Genomic DNA, 20,516 nt, shown 5'->3' with positions numbered 1-20,516 from the left:
ACCCGCCTGCGCCGGCGAAGTTCCCCGGGCGCGTCGATCCGCCGCGCTTCGCGAGGCAGGTCACGGCGAGAGGCGGAGGCTTTTCACCGGCATACCCGCGCGGGTTCACGAATAGGCGCGGCACGAGCGTCGGAGAGTACGCTAGGCAGTCGCCGTGCGCTAACATGTGCGGGATCGGGGGGCGTCATCCGCCGCAGAGCGGAGCCTTCTCCCCGCCCGCGCGCGCCGGCCTCGCCGTGCGCCACCGAGCGACACCCCAGCAGGCCTTGGAACCGGTAGTCCAGACAATGAGCAACGAGCCAGAAAGCACGCAGCACAAGAGCGCCCTGCAGGGACTGAAGGGCTACCTGTCGAGCCAGATCCTCGGCCAGGAAAAACTCGTCGACCGCCTGCTGATCGCGCTGCTAGCCGACGGCCACCTGCTGGTGGAAGGCGCGCCGGGACTGGCCAAGACCAAGGCCATCAAGGACCTCGCCGAAGGACTCGAAGCCGAGTTCCACCGTATCCAGTTCACTCCCGACCTGCTCCCCGCCGACATCACCGGCACCGAGATCTACCGTCCGGAGACCGGCACCTTCGTGTTCCAGCAAGGCCCGATCTTCCATCACCTGGTGCTGGCCGACGAGATCAACCGCGCCCCGGCCAAGGTGCAGTCGGCGCTGCTCGAAGCCATGGCCGAGCGCCAGGTTTCGGTCGGCCGCAGCACCTACGACCTGCCACAGCTGTTCCTGGTGATGGCGACACAGAACCCGATCGAGCAGGAAGGTACCTACCCGTTGCCGGAAGCCCAGCTCGACCGCTTCCTCATGCACGTCAAGATCGGCTACCCGGAGGCCTCGGTGGAACGCCGCATCCTCCAGCAGGCGCGTGGCGAGGCACTGAACGGCGAGGCCCGGCCGGAGCGCCGGGTGACCCAGGAAACCATCTTCGCCGCGCGCCAGGAAATCCTCGGCCTGTACATGGCCGACGCGGTGGAGGAATACCTGGTGCAACTGATCATGGCCACCCGCACCCCGGCCAAGCACGACGCGGAACTCGCCGAATGGATCTCCTACGGCGCCAGCCCGCGCGGCTCCATCGCCCTCGACCGCTGCGCGCGCGCCCACGCCTGGCTGGGCGGACGCGACTTCGTCAGCCCCGAGGACATCCAGGCGGTGCTGTTCGACGTGCTGCGCCATCGCCTGATCCTGACCTTCGAGGCGGAAGCCGCCGGCATCGACCAGGACCGGGTCGTGCAGCGCATCCTCGACGTGGTCGCCGTGGCCTGAGGCCGCCGCCATGCTGAGCGCCGCCCCGGGCGTCGAACTGGGCCTCGACGAGCTTCTGGAAATGCGCCACCGGCTCCACGAAGCGCGCCTGTTCTCCTCGCAGAACCGCCGCAGCCCACTGGTCGGCCTGCATCACTCGCGCCTGCGCGGACGCGGCGTGGACTTCGACCAGGTGCGCATCTACCAGCCCGGCGACGACGTACGGACCATCGACTGGCGCGTCACCGCGCGCACCCGCGAGCCGCACACCAAGCTGTTCCACGAGGAACGCGAGCGACCGGTGTTCGTCCTGGTCGAACAGAGCCAGCGCCTGTTCTTCGGCTCCGGCCTGTGCTTCAAGGCGGTGCTGGCGGCACGCGCGGCGGCCTTCATCGGCTGGTCGGCGCTGGCCCACAACGACCGTATCGGCGGCCTGGTATTCAGCGACCGCGACTGCCACGAAATCAAGCCGCGACGCAGCAAGCACAGCCTGCTGCAACTGTTCAACCAGCTATTGCGGGCCAATCGCGAGCTGCGCGAGACGCCGGCCGAGCGGCCTGGCGAACTGTTCGGCCTGGCCCTGCGCCGCGCCCGCGAAGTGCTGCGCCCGGGCAGCCTGATCCTGGTGCTGTGCGACGAGCGCACCCTCAATGACGTCGCCGAGCAGCAACTCAGCCTGATCGCACGCCATACCGACCTGGTGCTGCTGCCGCTGTCCGACCCGCTCGACCATGCCCTTCCCGCCGCCGGACTGCTGCGCTTCCGCGAAGGCGCCGCCGACCTCGAGCTGGACACCCACGCCGACGAGCTGCGCCAGGCCTATCGCGAACTGGCCGAGGCGCGCCGCGCGCGCTGGCAGCGGCTGGCCCAGCGACTGGGCGTGCCGCTGCTGCCGCTGTCGACCCAGGAAGACCTGGTGGAGCAGTTGCGGGACCTGCTGGAACAACACCAGCCGGGGTATCGCGCATGAACCCGCTCGACCGGCTGGAACCGCTGATCGCCCCCCCGCCCGTCGGCTGGTGGCCGCCGGCGCCCGGCTGGTGGTTGCTGGCCGCCCTGCTGCCGTTGCTCGGCTGGGGGCTCTGGCGACTGCGCCGGCACCTGCCGCGGCGCACCATCGCCACCCGCGGCGAAGCGCCGCTGGATCCGCTGCGCGAAGCGGCCCTGGCCGAACTGGCCGCGCTTGCCAAGCCCTACGGCAGGGCTTCCGCCGGACCCTGGCTGCAAGCCATCAACGGCCTGCTCAAGCGGGTCTGCAGGGCGCGCTGGCCAGATAGCGGCAGCCACGCCCTCAGCGGCCGCGCCTGGCTGGCGTTCCTCGACAACCGTTGCCCGGCCGCCGGCCTGACCCGCTGGATGATCCTGGTGGAAGGCGGCTACCGCGCCGACTGCACCCTCGACGACAAGGCCGTGGACGGCCTCGACGCCGCCGTCGCCACCTGGATTCGCAAGCATGTTTGAGTTCGCCTGGCCCTGGGTCTTCGCCCTCGCCCCGTTGCCCTGGCTGCTGCGCCTGGTGCTGCCGGCCGCCGACAGCGGCGAGGCGGCGCTCAAGGTGAGCTTCCTCGACGAACTCGAAAGCCTCGCCGGGCGTCGTGCCCGCGCACGCCTGCCGGCCTGGCGGCAGCAGGTGCGCTTCGCCCTGCTCTGGTTCCTCCTGCTGCTCGCCGCGGCCCGCCCGCAGTGGGTCGGCGACCCCCTGCCGCTACCCGCCAGCGGCCGCGACCTGCTGCTCGCGGTGGATGTCTCCGGTTCCATGGACTACCGCGACATGCGCTGGCAGGACGACGAGATCAGCCGCCTGGAACTGATCAAGAAACTCTTCGGCGACTTCATCGAAGACCGTCGTGGCGACCGCGTCGGCCTGATCCTGTTCGGCAGCCAGGCCTACCTGCAGGCGCCGCTGACCTTCGACCGGCACACCGTGCGGGTCTGGCTGGACGAGGCGCAGATCGGCATCGCCGGCAAGAACACGGCGATCGGCGACGCCATCGGCCTGGCGGTCAAGCGCCTGCGCCAGCGGCCTGCGGAAAGCCGGGTGCTGGTGCTGATCACCGACGGCGCCAACACCGGCGGACAGATAGCCCCGCAGATCGCCGCGCAACTGGCCGCCGAGCAACAGGTGAAGATCTACACCATCGGCATCGGCGCCGACCCGCAGCAAGGCGGCGTGCCCGGCCTGTTCGGCTTCAACCCGGGGCTCGATCTCGACGAGCCGACCCTGCGCGGTATCGCCGAGAGCACTGGCGGCGAATACTTCCGCGCGCGATCCAGCGCCGAGCTGGAAAGCATTTCCGCGACCCTCGACCGCCTCGAACCGGTCGCCCAGCAGACTACCCGGGCGCGCCCGGCCCTGGCGCTGTACAGTTGGCCGCTGGCCGCCGCCCTCGGCCTGAGTGTGCTGCTGGTGGCGCTGGAACTCTGGCCACGGGAAAACCGGACCTGGCCGCGCCGCCGTTCCGGGAGGCAACCATGAACCTGTTGCTGGATGCCTGGCCGCACTGGCTGCGCCCCTACTGGCTGCTGCTGGCGCCGCTGCTTGGCTGGTTGCTGTGGAAGCTGCTGCATCGCCAGCGTCGTGCCGGACGCTGGCAATTGCTGTTGCCGACGGCCTTCCAGCCCTGGCTGCTGGTCGGCGGCGCCGGGCGGCAGAACCGCATGCCCTGGATCTGCCTCGGCATCGCCTGGCTGCTGGCCCTGCTGGCCTTGCTCGGGCCCAGTTGGCAGCAACTGGAACAGCCCTCGATGAAGCGTAGCGACCCGCTGGTGGCGATCCTCCAGCTGACTCCCGGGATGCTTGCCGGCGACCTGTCGCCGACCCGCCTGGAGCAGGCCCGGCGCAAGCTGCTCGACCTGCTTCGCACGCGCAACGACGCGCAGACCGCGATCGTCGTCTACGCCGGCAGCGCGCATACCCTGGTGCCGCTGTCGGACGACCAGCTCACCGCGCGCAACCTGCTCGACGCCCTGAAACCTTCGATCATGCCCGAGCCCGGCCAGCGCGCCGACCTCGCCGTGCGCCAGGCCCTCGACCTGCTGGAACAGGGCGCCCAGGGCCGCGGCCGCCTGCTGCTGCTGACCAGCGAGCTGAGCGAACCCGAGCGCCAGGGCATCCGCAGCGCCCTCGAGCACCGGGCGGCGCGCCTCGCCGTGCTCGGCGTCGGCACGCCGAAGGGCGCTCCGGTGCAGCAGGAGGATGGCAGCTTCCTCAAGGACGACCAGGGCGGCATCCTCCTGCCCAGGCTCGACGAAAGCGGGCTGCGCCGCTTCGCCGCGGAGATCGGCGCCGGCTACCAGCGCCTGCGGCCGAACGATCGCGACCTCGACAGCCTCGGCCTGCTGGCCCGCGGCGGCACGCTGGAGGAAGATCGCGAGAACGCCCTGCTGCGCCTGCAGCGCTGGGCCGACCAGGGTTACTGGCTGCTCCTGCCGCTGCTCCTGCTGGCCGCCTGTGCCGGACGGCGCGGCTGGCTGTTCTGCCTGCCGCTGTTGATGCTGAGCCTGCCGCAACCGGCCATGGCCTTCCAGTTCGAAGACCTCTGGCTGCGTCCGGACCAGCAAGGCCAGCGCCTGTTGCAACGGGGCCAGGCGGACGAGGCGGCGAAGCGCTTCGAGGACTTCCGCTGGAAAGGCCTGTCGCTCTACCAGGCCCGCGACTACGCCGCCGCGGCCCAGGCCTTCGCCCAAGGCGACCAGGCCGACGATCACTACAACCGTGGCAACGCCCTGGCCCGCCAGGGCGAACTGGAAGCCGCCGTCGACGCCTACGAACAAGCCCTGGAGCGCCAGCCGCAACTGGTCGCCGCGCAACGCAACAAGGCCCTGGTCGAGGAACTGCTGCGCCAACGCCAGGAACAGGCGGCGCAGCAGCAGGCCGGCGAGAACAAGGAACAGCGCCAGGAAGCGAGCCAGCAGAGCCCGCCATCCGGAAGCAGCCAGCGGCCGCCGCGCGACGCGGCGACCGTCGATGCGCAGAAGGCCCAGGCCGCGGCGCCCTCGGCCAGCCTGCCGGAAGACGAAGGCGAGAAGACCGCCGGAGCACCCGGCCAAGCGCAGCCGCAGCCCGACGCCGAGGACGAGCGGACGGGCGACGAGGAAGCCGACGACGGACTCGACGACGAACGTCGCCAGGCCCTCGAGCAATGGCTGCGACAGATTCCCGACGATCCCGCCGAATTGCTGCGGCGCAAGTTCTGGTACCAACAGCAGCAACGCCAGGAAGCCACGCCATGATCCGCCTGTTCTGCAGCCTGCTTCTCGCGCTCCTCTGCGTTTCCGCCCATGCCAGCTTCAGCGCCAGCGTCGACCGCGCCCGCCTGACCGAAGGGGAAAGCGTCGAACTGACGCTGGAATCGGACGACCCGACCCTCTTCGGCAAACCCGACCTGAGCCCGCTGGACGCCCTCTTCGAGGTCCTCGGCACGCGCCAGGTCAACCGTCTCGCCACGCAGAACGGCCGGGCCCAGGCCACCACCCGCTGGATCGTCACCCTCCTGCCGAAGCAGAGCGGCTACGTGGCGATCCCGCCGATCAGCCTCGGCGCCAGCAGCACCCAGCCGATCAGGCTGCACGTACTGGAGGCGCGCGACCGCGCCAAGAGCAGCAAGCTGGCGCCGGTCTTCATCGATGCCAGCGTCGACCAGGAGACAGTCTACGTGCAGGCCCAGGCGATCCTCACCCTGCGCATCTACCACTCGGTGTCGCTATACGACGACAGCAGCCTGACCCCGCTGGCGATGAACGACGCGAAGGTCGAACAGCTCGGCGAGGCGCGCACCTACGAGAAGGAGATCAACGGCATCCGCCACGGCGTGATCGAGGTGCGCTACGCGATCTTCCCGCAGAAGAGCGGCACCCTGGAGATTCCTGCGCAAGCCTTCAGTGCGACCCTGGTCGACCGTGGCAGCGACGACTACAACCCCTTCGGCCCGCGCCCCGGCCGGCAGATGCGGGTGACTTCGCCGAGCATCCCGCTGCAGGTCCGGCCCAAGCCCGCCGACTATCCGGCCGACGCGCCCTGGATGCCGGCCCGCGCGCTGAGCATCAGCGAAAGCTGGAGCCCGCAGCCGGAGCAGGCACAGGTCGGCGAATCGCTGACGCGCAACGTGCTGCTGAAGGTCGAGGGGCTTTCCGGCACCCAGCTTCCGCCGTTGCCGCTGCCCGACGTGCAAGGCCTGCGGCGCTACCCGGACCAACCGCAGCTGGCCGACCAGAGCACCGACCAGGGCCTCATCGGCAGTCGCGAGGAGCGCGAGGCGCTGGTGCCCGAGCAGGCCGGGCGCATCGAGTTGCCGGCGCTCGAAGTGGTCTGGTGGAACACCCGCGAAGACCGCCTGGAGCGCACCAGCCTGCCACCGCGCACCCTGGAAGTGGCCGCCGCGCCGCAGGCCGAGGCGGAGCCGCCGGCGGCGGCGCTGCCGCTCGGCGAACGCCTGGAGCCGACGCTCTGGCCCTGGCAACTGGCTACCGCCGTGCTGGCCCTGACCACCCTGCTCGGCTTCGGCCTCTGGTGGCGCGCCCGCCAGTTGCCGGCGGTGATCCGCGCCGCGGCCAACGGCCCGAGCAGCCGCAGCCTGCTCGACGAGCTGCGCCGCGCCTGCCTGGCCAACGATCCCCAGGCGACCCGCCAGGCCCTGGACGCCTGGGCCCGTCAGCAACCCGATACCCTGGCCGACATGGCGGCCCGCTTCGTACCGCTGTCCGACGCCCTGGATGGCCTCAACGGCGCGCTGTACAGCGAGAGCGGCCATTCCTGGCAGGGCGAGGACCTGTGGCGGGCGATCCGCGCCCTGCCCACCACGGAACAAGCGCCGGCGGGAGCGGTCGACAATGGCGGCCTGCCACCGCTCTATCCGCGCTGAACGGCGCTATGGTTAGGACTGGCACGACATTCCGATTCCGCAAGAGGGCCCGCATGCGCTTCCGTACCCTGTACCTCGTCCTGTGCGGCCTGCTCCTGGGCCACGCCGCGACGGCCGCCGAACCGCCGACCGCGCCCACGCCGCCGACGCAGCCGGCCGAAGGGCCGGGCGGCGCGGACTATCGCCATGCCAGCGTGCATCAGTGGCACTTCGGCGAAGGCGCTCGCGAATACTGGGTGTTCACCCCCGAGCAACCGGTCCCCGGCAACGCTCCGCTGGTGATCTTCCTGCACGGCTGGAGCGTGATGCAGCCGGACCTCTACCGCGCCTGGATCGACCATATCGTCCGCCGCGGCATGGTGGTGGTCTACCCGCGCTACCAGCCGGACCTGAAGACGCCCAACGCAGACTTCCTCGACAATGCCGCCGGCGCCCTCGGCGACGCCCTCAGGCGCCTGCAGGCCGGCGAGCTGGGGGTGCGCCCGCGGCTGAACCAGGTCGCCTACCTCGGCCACTCCGCCGGCGGACTGCTCGCCGCCAACCTGGCGGCCGCCAGCGAACGCCTGAAGCTGCCGGCGGCGAAGGCGCTGATGGTGGTCGAGCCCGGCAAGAGCCAGGGCAAGCGCTGGGACGGCGTGGCCCAGGAACGCCTGTCGGGGCTGGCCAAGGGCACCCTGCTGCTGGCGGTCTGCGGCGACGAGGACAGCCACGTGGCCTGCACCGACGCCAAGCGCATCTACCGCCAGAGCCGGCACATTCCGCCCAGCGACAAGAACCTGCTGCTGCTGCGCAGCGATCGCCACGGCGCTCCGCCGCTGCTGGCCAACCACGCGGCACCCACCGCGCCGGTATTCGGCCCGCAGTATCCGAAGGAAGAAGACAGCGACTGGTTGCTCGACCGCGTCGAGAAGCGCCTCGAAGTCCAGCAGGCCGAAGGCCGCTATACCGGCCACGACCCGCTGGTGATCGACGCCCTCGACTGGTACGGCACCTGGAAGCTGTTCGATGGCCTCACCGACGCGGCGTTCTACAACCGCAACCGCCAGTACGCCCTGGGCGCTACGCCGGAGCAGACCGGCATGGGCCAGTGGAGCGACGGCACCCCGGTGAAGCCGATCAAGGTGCTCAAGTAGGCGCGGGCAACGCCCGCGGCGAACCAGGCACAGCGTCCCATCCGTCATGCGAACAGATACCATGCATATCCACGTACTCGTCGTCGAAGACAACTTCGATCTCGCCGGCACCGTCATCGACTACCTCGAGGCCGCCGGGGTGGTCTGCGATCACGCCCGCGACGGCCAGGCCGGCCTCAACCTGGCGCGCGCCAACCGCTACGACGTGATCCTGCTGGACATCATGCTGCCGCGCATCAACGGCCGGCAGGTCTGTCGCCAGCTACGCGAAGCCGGCCTGCAGACCCCGGTACTCATGCTCACCGCCCTGGATACCCTGCAGGACAAGCTCGACGGCTTCGACGCCGGCGCCGACGACTACCTGCTCAAGCCCTTCGAACTGCCGGAGCTGCTGGTCCGCCTGCAAGCCCTCAGCCGGCGCCGCAGCGGCCAGGCCCAGCGCCTGCAGGTCGACGACCTGGTGATGGACCTCGACAGCCGCCAGGCCAGCCGCGGCGGCACGCCCCTGGCGCTGTCCCCCACCGCCTGGAAGATCCTTGAGTGCCTGATGCGCGCCAGCCCCGCGCTGGTCACCCGCGAGCAGCTGGGGCGCAGCGTCTGGGGCGACGAACCGCCGGAAAGCAACACCCTCAACGTGCACATGCACCACCTGCGCAGCACCGTCGACAAGGGGTTCGCCACCCCTCTGATCCATACCCTGCACAGCGTCGGCTTCCAGCTGGAGCGCAAATGAAACGCGGCCTGAGCCTGATCCCCATCGTCGGCGGCGGCGTCACCCTGATCCTCGCCGGGGTGTTGCTGGTCTACACGCGCATGCTCGGCGACTACGGCGAGACCGGCGCCCTCTACCTGCTCAGCATGATGATGGAAGAGGAAGGGCTGTACTTCGCCCAGCGCTACCAGGAAGACCCGGCTACGCCGGCGCCGGACAGCTACTACTTCAAGGGCAGCGTCGGCACCGCGGGGCTGCCGCCGAAACTCAGGGAGATGCTCGACACCCCGCCCTACAAGAGCATCGGCGCCATGCAACTGCTCGGCAACTGGGACGACGATGACGAAGAGGAGGATGACGACGCGCCCAGCGACGATGCCTACGTGGTGGTCCGCCAGCCACTGGCCGACGGCAAGACGCTCTACCTCTACGACAACGACGCCGCCGGCAGCATCGACACGCCGCTGTCCGACGCCATCATCGACGCCCGCGTCAGGCAGACCTGGATCGTCACCCTATCGGTCACCCTGCCTTCGCTGGCCGCCGTCGGCCTGCTGGTCTGGTTCATCGTCGCGCCGTTGCGCAAGCTGACGCGCTGGTCGATGACCCTCGACGACCTTGCCCCGGACAGCCAGCGGCCGCGCTTCAACTACCGCGAACTCAACGTGCTGGCGGATACCCTGTGGAACAGCGTGACCCGGATCAAGGACTTCAGCCAGCGCGAGGAGCGCTTCCTGCGCTACGCCAGCCATGAGCTGCGCACCCCGCTGGCGGTGATCGGCATGAACCTGGAGCTGCTCGACCAACCCGGCCGCGCGCCCTCCCCGCATGCCTTGCAACGCATCCGCCGCTCGGCGCTGGGCATGCAGCAGATGACCGAGACCCTGCTCTGGCTCAGCCGCGAGAGCGGCGAACTGCGCGACGACGGACACATCGAGGTCGGCCGCCTGCTGGAGGAACTGCTCGAGGAGCAGCAGGCGCTGAGCCAGCGCCGCGGCCTGACCTTCCACCTCGACGTGGAGCCACACAGCCTGCCGCAGACCCGCGCACGGATCATCATCGGCAACCTGCTGCGCAACGCCCTGCAGTACAGCGACGAGGGCGTGGTGGAAATCGTCGTGCGCGACCGCAGCCTGCTGATCAGCAACCCCATCGGTGCGGCCCAGGGCACGGAGGAGTCGATGGCGTTCGGTTATGGCCTGGGCCTCGACCTGGTCCAGCGCCTGTGCCAGAAGAGCGGCTGGCGCCTGCATTACAGCAGCGACGAGCAGCGCTTCCGCTGCGAGCTGCTGTTCCCCGCCACGCCGGACTGAAGCGCGACGGCCTTCCTCCGCACAAAAAAACCGCGGCCTGGGCCGCGGTCTTGGCGGGGCTCGGCGCGACTCAGTGAGCGAACACCGAGGCCTTCCTGGCCTGCAGCTTGGCCGGGTTGATCAGGAAACGCGCCAGGGCCGGCAGCAGCCAGAGGGCGCCGAACATGTTCCAGAGCAGCATGAAGGTCAGCATCAGGCCCATGTCGGCCTGGAACTTGATCGCCGAGAAGATCCAGGTGGCCACGCCGATCGCCAGGCACAGGCCGGTGAACAGCACCGCCTTGCCGGTGGAGCGGAGGGTCTCGTAGTAGGCCTCCTGCAACGGCAGGCCCATGCGCAGGAAAGACTCCAGGCGGGTGTAGATGTAGATCCCGTAGTCCACCCCGATGCCGACGCCGAGGGCGATCACCGGCAGGGTCGCGACCTTCACGCCGATGCCCAGCGCCGCCATCAGCGCGTTGCCCAGCACCGAGGTGAGGATCAGCGGCAGGACGATGCAGAGGGTCGCGGCGAAGGAACGGAAGGTGATCATGCACATGGCCGCCACGCAGATGTACACCAGAACCAGGATGATCAGTTCGGACTGCTTGATCACCTCGTTGGTGGCGGCCTCGATCCCGGCGTTGCCGGCGGCCAGCTGGAACTGCAGGTCGTCCTTGTCGTTCTCCGCGGCGAAGGCCTGCACCGCCGCCACCGCGCGGTCGAGGGTCTCGGCCTTGTGGTCGTTGAGGAAGACCAGCAGCGGCGCCAGCGAGCAGTCGGTGTTGTAGAGACCGTCGGCACGGGCGATGGAGTTGTTCAGCACGTCCTGGTTGCGCGACAGGGTCTCCCATTTCAGGTTGCCTTCGTTCATCCCCTTGATCACCTGCTTGGACACGGTGACCATCGAGATCGCCGACTGCACGCCCTCGGTGTTCTCCAGCTTCCAGGCCAGCTCGTCCATGGCCGCCAGGGCCTGGTGGGTGGAGCAGCCTTCCGGGGAGGTCTTGACCATCACCACCAGCACGTCCGAACTGGTCGAGTAGTTGCGGATGATGAAGTCGTTGTCGAGGTTGTAGCGCGAGTCGGGACGCAGTTCCGGCGCACCCTGGTCGAGGTCGCCGATCTTCAGGTGCTTGCCATACCAGAGGCCGCCGCCGAGCATCAGCAGGGCGATGGCGATGGACACCGGGGCCACCTTCGGGCTGGCGAAGTTCGACAGCAGGCGCCAGAACGGGTGCTCGCGCACCGCGTCATCCTTGCTGCGCTGCACCGCCTTCTTGCTGATGCCGATGTAGGAGATCGCCACGGGCAGCAGGATCAGGTTGGTGAAGACGATCACCGCCACGCCGATCGAGGCGCCGATGGCCAGCTCGCGGATCACCCCGATGTCGATCACCAGCAGGGTGATGAAGCCGACGGCGTCGGCGAGGATCGCGATCATCCCCGGCAGGAACAGTTGGCGGAAGGTCAGCCGCGCCGCCATCAGCGCATTGTCGGCGCCGCTGGACTGCAAGGCGATGCCATTGATCTTCTGCACGCCGTGGGAAATACCGATGGCGAAGATCAGGAACGGCACCAGCATCGAATAGGGATCGAGGCCGAAACCGACCAGGTTGAGCAGGCCGAGCTGCCAGAGCACCGCGACCAGGGTGGTGATCAGCACGGCGATGGTGCTGCGGATGCACTTGGTGAACCAGTACAGCAGGACCAGGGTGATCAGCAGGCAGATACCGAAGAAGCCGACCACCATCACCAGCCCGTCGATCAGGTCGCCGACCTTCTTCGCGAAGCCGACGATGTGCACCTTCACGTTGGGGTTCTGCAACTGGTACTTGTCGCGGATCTTCTCTTCCAGCTCATGGGAGAACTGGCGGTAGTCGAGCTTGATCAGTTCGCTCTGGTTCTTCGGGTTCGGGTACATCTCCAGCAGCGGTACGTCGACGATGCTCGACTTGAAGTTGTTCGCCACCAGGCGGCCGATCTGCCCGGACTTGAGCACGTTGTTGCGCAGTTCCTCCAGCGCCCGCGGCGAACCGTCGTAGGTCTGCGGGATCACCTCGCCGCCGGCGAAGCCTTCCTCGGTCACTTCGGTCCAGCGCACGCTGGGGCTCCACAACGACTTCAGGCCGGAACGGTCGACGCCGGGGATGTAGAACACCTCGTCATGGATCTGCCGGAGCGTCTCCATGTACTCCTTGGTGAAGATGTCGCCGTTCACCGCCTCCACCGAGATGCGCACGGTGTTGCCGAGGTTGGCCAGGTCGTTGCGGTGCTCGAGCATTTTCTGGATGAACGGGTGCTCCAGCGGGATCATCTTCTCGAAGCTGGTGGACGGCCGCACCTGGGTGGCCTGGTAGAACAGGAAGACGCTGACCAGCAGGCAGAGGAAGATCACCACCGGCCGGTTGTTGAAGATCAGGCGTTCGAGCAGGCTCGCCTTGTTTTGCTGATGCTGGTTCATGGCACTCATGCGACCCCCGCCTTATTGTTGTTGTTCGAGCGCGGCACCGTTCGCCGCAGCGAGGTGCACGCCGCCCTGGCCGACCAGGATCAGGTGGCCGTCGCCGGTGGCGCTGACGCCGGCCAGGGACAGCCGGTCGGGACGGTTGAACACGCTGAAGCTGCGCCCGCCGTCGGTGCTTTCGAGGACACTGCCGCCGTGGCCGACCACGACGATACGCCCGTCCGCCAGCAGCGCGCCGTCGGAGAGACCGAATTCCAGGTCGCCGGACGCCGCCTTCAGCGGTATCTCTTCCCAGCTGTCGCCGAAATCGGCGGAGCGGAACAGGTGGCCGCGCAGGCCGTAGACCAGCACGCCGCCCGCATCGGCGGTACCGATGGCGCCGAACAGCGAGCCCTCGTAGGGGCCTTCGAGTTTTTCCCAGGTGGCGCCCCAGTCCTTCGAGCGGAACAGGCTGCCGGCTTCGCCGACCACCAGCAGGCCGTTGTCCTTGACCGCGGCGATGGCGTTGAGGTGGAACTGGTCCTCGTTGTCCAGGCGCTCGCTGACGTCTTCCCAGTGCTGGCCGCCGTCGCGGGTCTCCAGCAGCGCGCCATAGGCACCGACGGCCAGGCCGTGCTGTTCGTCGGCGAACCAGATGTCCAGCAACGGCGCTTCGCGGCCGAGGTCCTCGAACTGCCTGGTCCAGGTGCTGCCGGCGTCGTCGCTGACGAGGATCTGCGCATCGTGCCCGACCGCCCAGCCCTTGCGCTCGTTGACGAAGAACACCGAGGTGAGCAACTGGCGGGTCGGCACCTTGGCCTGGGTCCAGGTCTTGCCGTCGTCGTCGGAGAGCAGGATATGCCCACGGTCGCCGACCGCGACCAGCCGCTTGCCGGCATGGGCGACGCTGAGCAGCAGGCTGCTGGCGGCCTTCGGCGACTCCACGGCGAATTGCGGCGGCGCGGCGGTTGGCGTCGACTCGGCCAGGACCGGGGTGGCGGCGAAGGTCAGAAGAGAAAGCGCCCCGAGAAACGACAGGGCCCTGCTGGCCAGGGGCGATCTGGAAGGAATGGCCGGATGCCGCAAAGCGTCCGCGGATTGGCCGGGCGAAGTGCGCCACGTCATGGGCTCACGCATGGATACCGTCCCCGTTGTTGTTATTAGTGGTTCGTGGTGAGCGTTATATAGCCAGCGTTTGGCGACGGAGACAATTGAAGCCACGTTATCTTTTGTTAAGCGTGTAAGCCGTCTGTAACGGGGGATCGGCGCCGCCCTCCTCCCCGGAGGGAAGCGGTCGGCGCCGGCGAGCGGAGCGATCAGCGGGTGCCGCGGCGGCGCAGGGCCGAGGGCTTGAAGTAGGAGTCGTCCGGTATCGCCTGGGTGAAGTCGATGGTACCCGGCTCCTCGTTGTCCAGGTTCTGCACGTGGTAGCGACGCGCCTGCAGGTCGTGGAACACATCCAGCGCGCTCCAGGTGTACGGCAGGTCGTAGAAGTTCTTCAGGTAGGCCATCGACACCCGCCACAGTTCGCCGCGACCGTCGTACTGGTCGACCACCGCCGCGCTCCAGCTGTCCTCGTCGAGGTACAGGGTGCGCTTGGAGTAGATATGCCGCGCGCCCGGCTTCAGGGTACCTTCCACCACCCACACGCGGTGCAGCTCGTAGCGGGTGTATTGCGGATCGAGGTGGCCCGGCTTGAGCAGTTCCTCGTACTTCACCTCGGGGCTGCTGACCTTGTAGTTGTTGTAGGGAATGTAGATTTCCTTCTTGCCCAGCAGCTTCCAGTCATAGCGGTCCGGCGCGCCGTTGAACATGTCGGTGTCGTCGGCGGTGCGCAGGCCGTCGGCGGCGGCGATCGGCGTGTCGTAGGCAAGGTTCGGCGCACGCCGCACACGGCGCTGGCCGGCGTTGTAGCCCCAGGCCTGGCGCGGCTCCTTGACCTGGTCGAGGGTCTCGTGCACCAGCACCGCGCCGCCGGCCAGGCGCGCCGGGCTCTTGGTGAACGACAGGTAGTAGAACATCAGGTTGTTCAGGTCGGCGAAGCTGCCGCCCTTGAGGTAGTACTTGAACAGCGCTTCCTGCTGCGAGGTCACCAGCGAGTAGCTACCGTTGCGCTGTACCGCGACTTCCGAAGCGCGGCGCACGACATAGGTGCCGCGGTAGCGGGCGACGTGGTTCCACAGCGCCTCCACGCCGCTCTTCGGAATCGGGAACGGCACCCCGCCATAGGCGTCGGCGAACCCGTTGCCGCCGTCCAGCAGCCTGGCGCTGGTGGCATTGGCGAAGGTGTTGTCGTACAGCCACTGCGGCGCCGAACCGGAACGGCGACTGGGGTAGACCGGCATCCGGAAGCTGTCCGGGTAGGTCTTGAACAGCGCCAGCTGGCCCGGGGTCAGGTGTTTCCTGTACTGCTCCAGGTTGGCCTTGTCGATGGTGAACAGCGGCTTGTCCGCGGCGAACGGGTCCGGGTGGTGCTGGCCCGGCTTGTAGCCGGCCGGCGCCTGGGTGATGCCGCCGGTCCAGGCGGGAATGCTGCCGGCGGCGTTGCCGGCCTTCTCCGCGCCCAGCGGGGTGAGGCTCGACTTCAGTTGCGCCGCCTCGCCGGCGGAAACGCCGGCCAGCGCGCCGCCGCTGCCCAGTGCCAGCGCCAGGGAAGCGCCGATCAGCAGGTGCTTGTTCAACATGAGGGTTCTCCGTGTGAGGTGCCGGGCGCTCGCGGCGCCCGTGTCGTTATCGGTTCGGTCAGAAGGAGTACTTCACGGTCAGGCCGATGTTGTCGCGGTCGCGGATGTTGTTGTTCTGCCCGCCGCCGTAGAACTCGGTGTACTGCAGTTCGCCTTCCAGGCTGTTCAGGTAGGTGGCCTTGATCCCCAGGGTGTAGGCCTTGCGACCTTCGATGAAGTTGCCGGTCTGGTAGGAGTTGCCTTCGAAGTCGTCCTTGTAGACCACGTAGGGCGACACGTTGACCCCGGCGAACACGTCGTTCCAGGTGCCGCTGAGCAGCAGGGTGTAGCCGTAGGCGTTGCGGTTCACCTGGTCGCCACGGTCGCCGCCGGAAACGTACGAGCTGTTGCCGCGCCCGGCATAGTAGCGGGTGCTGCCGTCGTAGGCGGTGTACTTCAGGCTGCTGCCGCGCAGGTGTTCCGAAGCCAGCTCGGCGACGCCGGTCAACGAGTCGAAGCTCAGCGACGGACCGAAGTTGTAGATGGTCCCGAGGGAGGTGTTGAACGCCTCGACCCGCTCGTAGTTGTGGATCTGCCCGCCGAGGCCGACCATCTGCCCGCCGACGTTGATCTGCCCGCCGTTGGCGGCTTCCGCCGCACCGTGGGCGAGGTCGCCGATCAGGTCGTTGGTGGCGGCGATGCCGATCGGCAGGTTCGGCCGGTAGGCCAGCTCGCCGAACACCGAGGCGTCGCCCACCGTGGTGTTGAAGCTGAAGCCGTACATGCGGATGTCTTCGGCGAACTCGCGGCGGGCATTGATGTTGCCCATCACGTCGGCGGTCACCAGGCCGTTGGCCAGGGCTTCGGCGAGGTTGCCGGCGATCGGCCGCAGGGTGTTGGCCAGCGCCGCCAGGTCGGCCCCGGCATAGTCGCCGATGTCGGCGTACAGGGTCGGTTCCTTGGAGTGGTAATTGACGAAGTAGAAGCCGAACTCGGTGCTGTTCAGTTCCTCGGCGATGTAGCGGAAGGCCACGCCGAACTGGCCGTCGTTGCGCGCGTTGATGTCCTTGCCGATGGACGACACCTTCATCACGTTGCCGTAGGCCGGGGTCACGCCGTTGGCATAGAGGCCGGTGTTCTTCAGCGCGCCGCTGAGCAGCGGATTGTTGCCCAGCGCCTGGTACAGGCCGATGACGTTGCCGAAGCCGGGCACCGGGGTGTCCAGCGCGGTACCGGTGAAGTCGCTGTAGCCGGTGTTGCCGCCGTCGGCGAACAGGTCGGTCTCGGAGAAGAAGGTACCGACCGGGTCGAGGCGGGTTTCCTTCCAGTTCCACTGGTAGAAGGTTTCCATCGACAGGTTGTCGGTCAGGCCGATGTTGAAGCTCAGCGCTTCCACCGGCATCAGCACTTCCTTGAGCTCGGAACCGGGCAGGCGGTACTTGGCGGCGTCCACCGGGTTGGTGGTGTTGACCCCGCCACGGTAGAAGATGCCCTCGCCCCAGTTGAACACCTGGCGGCCGAAGCGCGCGCTCAGCGGCATGTTGCCGATGTCCCAGCTGCCGTAGACGTAGGCGTCGAGGATTTCCGCCTTGTGCCCGGCGATGTCGCGGGTCTGGCTGGTGAAACGGTCGTCGTGGGGATAGCTCTGGCTCGGCTGCGATGGATCGTTGTGGCTGTAGTAGTCGTTGCGCTTGTCCATGATCTGGGTGTCATAGAACGCCGTGCCGCGGATGAACACGCCATAATTGCGCCAGGTCGCCTCCAGGTCCGAGGTGATCTTGTAGACCTCGGAAACCAGGCCGGTATCGAAGTTGCGGTTGCCGTCGTTGGTGTTGATGTCATTGTTGCTCTTGTCCTGCCCCTGCACCCGCCACAGGGTGCCGTAGGACAGGGTGGTGTCGAGCGAACCGGACACCTCGTTGTCGAGGAAGCTGAATTCGACGGCCTGGGCCTGGCCGCCCAGCAGCGGCAGCAGCCCGGCGAAGGCGAAGCCGGCCCGGGCCGGCGCGGAGCGCAGCCGGGGCTGGCGGTTGGGGATGTACATCGGGAACTCACTCCATGTGGTCATGCGTTGGGCGCCGCCACTGCGGGCGGTTCGCCGTTCGGCCGTTTCTCTGCGGCCTTGTTATGGGTGGTCGCGGCGTCACCGGCCTAGCATCGACGAAAGGGAACCGCGCGACGAGGCAGTGCAACCGGGATGCCAATTCAACGGAATCCTCCAGGCAATTCAATGGATTGCGAAAAAAACAGGACTTCCTGCGGGATGACTGTTCATTCACTGACCAGAAAACAGGAAGTGTCCGACAAAACGCGCCAGGCGAATTTCGCCGGTGGCGCGAAAAGTCCCTTCGCAGAGCCTGCGCAGGGAGGTTCGCGAAACACGATTAAGCGGACTCCATCAATGGAAAACAGTGAAGCGATTCCCAGAAGTAACAAAGGGCGTTACCAGCCAGTGGCCAGTAACACCCTCTTCCGGGTGAAGCTGGCGGATCAGGCCAGGCTCTTGCTCACCACTTCGTAGACGTCGCTGGACAATTCGCCGGAGGCCAGGATGCGTTCCAGCTCGCCGCGCATCAGCGCCTGCCGCGCCTCGTCGTACTTGCGCCAGCGGGTCAGCGGCACCAGCAGGCGCGAGGCGATCTGCGGGTTGAGTGCGTTGAGCACGATCACCTGGTCGGCGAGGAAGCGATAGCCGGCGCCGTCAGGACGATGGAAGTTGACCAGGTTCTGGTTGGCGAACGCGCCGATCAGCGCGCGCACCTTGTTCGGGTTCTTCAGGGTGAAGGCCGGGTGCTGCATCAGCGCCTGGACCCGCTCCAGCCCGCCCGGCAGCGGCGAGCCGGCCTGCACGCTGAACCACTGGTCCATCACCAGCGGGTCATCCTTGAAGTAATCGGCGAACATGGCCAGGGCCTTGCCCTTCTCCGCCTCGAAGCCGGAATTGACCAGCACCGCCAGGGCGGTCAGGCGCTCGGTCATGTTGTCGCAGCCTTCGTACTGCTCCAGGCAGGCGGCGAGGATTTCCTCCCGGCCCGACAGCGACAGGTAGGACAGCGCGATGTTCTGCAGGCTGCGCCGGGCTATGTGCGAGGCCTCGGCGAGGTAGGCGGTGTCGCGGGAAATCTTGCGGTTGGCCTGGTAACGCTGCCACAGCGGCTCGAACAGCGCTTCGCCGATACGCTGGCGGGCGAATTCGCGGGCGGCATGGATCGCGTCGACATCGGCGACTTCGCTGATCTCGGTGAGATAGGCCTCGCTGGGCAGCGAGAGCATCTCGGCGACCATCGCCTGGTCCAGCGCCTCGTCCGCCAGGAGGGTGCGGTAGGCCTCGATCAGGCGCGGGTCGAGTACCAGTTGCTCGCCGCGCTGGTGCTGGCCGATCAGCTCCTGCAGGACCTGCACCGAAAGCTGTTGGCCGGCCTCCCAGCGGTTGAAGCCGTCGCTGTCGTGCTGCATGAGGAACAGCAACTGGTCGCGGCTGTAGGGGAAGCTCAGTTTCACCGGCGCGGAGAAGCCGCGCAGCAGCGATGGCAGCGGCTGCTCCGGCACCTCGACGAAGACGAAGCGCTGCTCGGCCTCGGTCACCGCCAGCACGCGGTTGCCGCCCTGGGCCACGGCCTCGCCTTCCAGGCGCAGCGGAAGTTCGTGGCCCTGGCCGTCGAGCAGACCCAGCTCCAGCGGGATGACGAAGGGTTCCTTGCTCGGCTGGCCGGGAGTCGGCGGGCAGCTCTGGCGCACCGTCAGGGTGTAGCGGCGGGCGGCGGCGTCGTACTCGCCTTCCACCGCCAGGCGCGGAGTGCCGGACTGGCTGTACCAGCGCTTGAACTGGGTCAGGTCGACGCCATTGGCGTCTTCCATGGCCTTGACGAAATCGTCGCAGGTCACCGCCTGGCCGTCGTGGCGCTGGAAGTACAGGTCCGAGCCCTTGCGGAAGCCTTCGGCGCCGAGCAGGGTGTGGATCATCCGCACCACTTCCGAGCCCTTCTCGTAGACGGTCAGGGTGTAGAAGTTGGAAATCTCGATGAACGAGTCGGGGCGCACCGGATGCGCCATCGGCCCGGCGTCCTCGGCGAACTGGTTGGTGCGCAGGAAGGCGACGTCCTCGACGCGCTTGACCGTGCGCGAGTTCATGTCGGCGGAGAACTCCGAGTCGCGGAATACGGTGAAGCCCTCCTTGAGCGACAGCTGGAACCAGTCGCGGCAGGTGACCCGGTTACCCGACCAGTTGTGGAAATACTCATGCGCCACCACGCCCTCGACCCGCTGGTGGGCGGCGTCGGTGGCGGTTTCGGCGCGGGCCAGGACGCAACTGGAGTTGAAGATGTTGAGGCCCTTGTTCTCCATCGCGCCCATGTTGAAGTCGTTGACCGCGACGATCATGAAGATGTCCAGGTCGTACTCGCGGCCGTAGACCTCCTCGTCCCAGCGCATCGACTTCTTCAGGCTGTCCATGGCGTGCTGGACCTTGTCGATGTTCTCCGGCTCGACGTAGATGCGCAACGCCACGTCGCGCTGGCTCATGGTGCGGAAGCTGTCCTCGACGCACCAGAGGTCGCCGGCGACCAGGGCGAACAGGTAGGCCGGCTTCTTGAACGGGTCTTCCCAGGTCGCCCAGTGCCGGCCGTTGCCTTCGGAACCGCTGGCCACCGGGTTGCCGTTGGAGAGCAGCACCGGGTAGCGCTGCTGTTCGGCGCTGACGGTGGTGGTGAAGCGACTCATCACGTCGGGACGGTCGAGGTAATAGGTGATCTTGCGGAAACCCTCGGCCTCGCACTGGGTGCAGAACATCTTGCCGGACTTGTACAGGCCTTCCAGCGCGGTGTTGCTCTCCGGATGGATACGCACCGTGCTCCTGAGGACGAATTCGGCCTGCCGCGGTTGCACCCCGAGCTGCTCGTCGTCCAGTTGGTAGTCGTCCGCGCCGAGCGCCTGGCCGTCCAGTTCGAGCGCCAGCAGCTCCAGTTGCTGGCCATGCAGCAACAGCGGCGGCAGGCCGGCGCCGCGCTCGGGGTTGCGCCGCAGCTTCAACTCGGCGTGTACCAGGCTGTGGTCTTCGAACAGTTCGAACTTCAGGTGGGTCTCGTCGATCAGGTAGTCCGGCGCCTGATAGTCCTTGAGGTGGATGACTTTCGGTTGCTCGGTGCGCATGGCTTGTGGCCCTT

At 67.7% G+C, this 20,516-nt stretch carries 14 protein-coding genes; 9 read left to right on the top strand and 5 right to left on the bottom strand.

Translation table 11 applies throughout. From position 1 onward, the window contains the following. Positions 1–287 precede the first annotated feature (287 nt). The 9 genes from LJF27_RS10510 to cprS all read left to right on the top strand — a co-directional run bounded on the left by LJF27_RS10510 (position 288) and on the right by cprS (position 10,266). Entirely contained in the window at positions 288–1,268 is a 981-nt protein-coding gene (locus tag LJF27_RS10510; protein WP_003091294.1) for an AAA family ATPase, read from the top strand. Between the two features lie 10 nt (positions 1,269–1,278). Continuing rightward, positions 1,279–2,217, top strand: a complete 939-nt coding sequence (locus LJF27_RS10505) for a DUF58 domain-containing protein (protein ID WP_003091295.1) — start codon at positions 1,279–1,281, stop codon at positions 2,215–2,217. Continuing rightward, positions 2,214–2,708, top strand: coding sequence for a DUF4381 domain-containing protein (locus LJF27_RS10500; RefSeq protein ID WP_003107434.1), 495 nt, complete (start codon positions 2,214–2,216; stop codon positions 2,706–2,708). The genes LJF27_RS10505 and LJF27_RS10500 overlap by 4 nt, the downstream gene beginning before the upstream one ends. Further along, positions 2,701–3,723 carry a vWA domain-containing protein gene (locus LJF27_RS10495; protein WP_004350938.1) on the top strand — a complete coding sequence of 341 codons (1,023 nt, stop codon included), beginning with the start codon at positions 2,701–2,703 and terminating at the stop codon, positions 3,721–3,723. Before LJF27_RS10500 ends, LJF27_RS10495 begins: the two co-directional genes overlap by 8 nt. Next, positions 3,720–5,480 (top strand): VWA domain-containing protein, encoded by a 1,761-nt coding sequence (locus LJF27_RS10490; RefSeq protein WP_023117013.1) that lies wholly within the window; start codon positions 3,720–3,722, stop codon positions 5,478–5,480. Before LJF27_RS10495 ends, LJF27_RS10490 begins: the two co-directional genes overlap by 4 nt. Further along, entirely contained in the window at positions 5,477–7,108 is a 1,632-nt protein-coding gene (locus tag LJF27_RS10485; RefSeq protein WP_003113945.1) for a BatD family protein, read from the top strand. Before LJF27_RS10490 ends, LJF27_RS10485 begins: the two co-directional genes overlap by 4 nt. A 53-nt stretch (positions 7,109–7,161) precedes the next feature. After that, a complete protein-coding gene (locus LJF27_RS10480) occupies positions 7,162–8,241 on the top strand; it encodes a chlorophyllase/cutinase-like alpha/beta fold protein (protein WP_003105002.1) in 1,080 nt (359 codons plus the stop codon). A gap of 61 nt (positions 8,242–8,302) precedes the next feature. Further along, positions 8,303–8,974, top strand: coding sequence for a cationic peptide response regulator transcription factor CprR (cprR, locus tag LJF27_RS10475; RefSeq protein WP_003091311.1), 672 nt, complete (start codon positions 8,303–8,305; stop codon positions 8,972–8,974). After that, a complete protein-coding gene (gene cprS / locus LJF27_RS10470) occupies positions 8,971–10,266 on the top strand; it encodes a cationic peptide sensor histidine kinase CprS (RefSeq protein WP_003105000.1) in 1,296 nt (431 codons plus the stop codon). The genes cprR and cprS overlap by 4 nt, the downstream gene beginning before the upstream one ends. A gap of 70 nt (positions 10,267–10,336) precedes the next feature. On the opposite strand, the gene LJF27_RS10465 is transcribed toward cprS, so the two are convergent. The 5 genes from LJF27_RS10465 to pepN form a co-directional block, all read right to left on the bottom strand. Beyond that, positions 10,337–12,718: an efflux RND transporter permease subunit gene (locus LJF27_RS10465; protein ID WP_003104998.1), complete on the bottom strand. Its 2,382-nt coding sequence runs from the start codon at positions 12,716–12,718 to the stop codon at positions 10,337–10,339. Between the two features lie 12 nt (positions 12,719–12,730). Then, on the bottom strand, positions 12,731–13,828 hold the full coding sequence (locus tag LJF27_RS10460) for a WD40/YVTN/BNR-like repeat-containing protein (RefSeq protein WP_016253179.1): 1,098 nt from the start codon (positions 13,826–13,828) through the stop codon (positions 12,731–12,733). 179 nt (positions 13,829–14,007) lie between these two features. Continuing rightward, a complete protein-coding gene (locus tag LJF27_RS10455; protein WP_017001933.1) occupies positions 14,008–15,375 on the bottom strand; it encodes a DUF1329 domain-containing protein in 1,368 nt (455 codons plus the stop codon). 58 nt (positions 15,376–15,433) lie between these two features. After that, on the bottom strand, positions 15,434–17,398 hold the full coding sequence (locus LJF27_RS10450) for a DUF1302 domain-containing protein (RefSeq protein ID WP_003104994.1): 1,965 nt from the start codon (positions 17,396–17,398) through the stop codon (positions 15,434–15,436). Between the two features lie 446 nt (positions 17,399–17,844). After that, the gene (pepN, locus tag LJF27_RS10445; protein WP_003116455.1) at positions 17,845–20,502 is read right to left on the bottom strand and encodes an aminopeptidase N; all 2,658 of its coding nucleotides are present in this window, start codon (positions 20,500–20,502) and stop codon (positions 17,845–17,847) included. Between the last annotated feature and the right edge of the window lie 14 nt (positions 20,503–20,516).

Source organism: Pseudomonas sp. 203-8 (assembly GCF_020708595.1).
GTDB lineage: Bacteria > Pseudomonadota > Gammaproteobacteria > Pseudomonadales > Pseudomonadaceae > Pseudomonas > Pseudomonas aeruginosa.
This window is presented reverse-complemented; position numbering and strand designations above follow the sequence as displayed.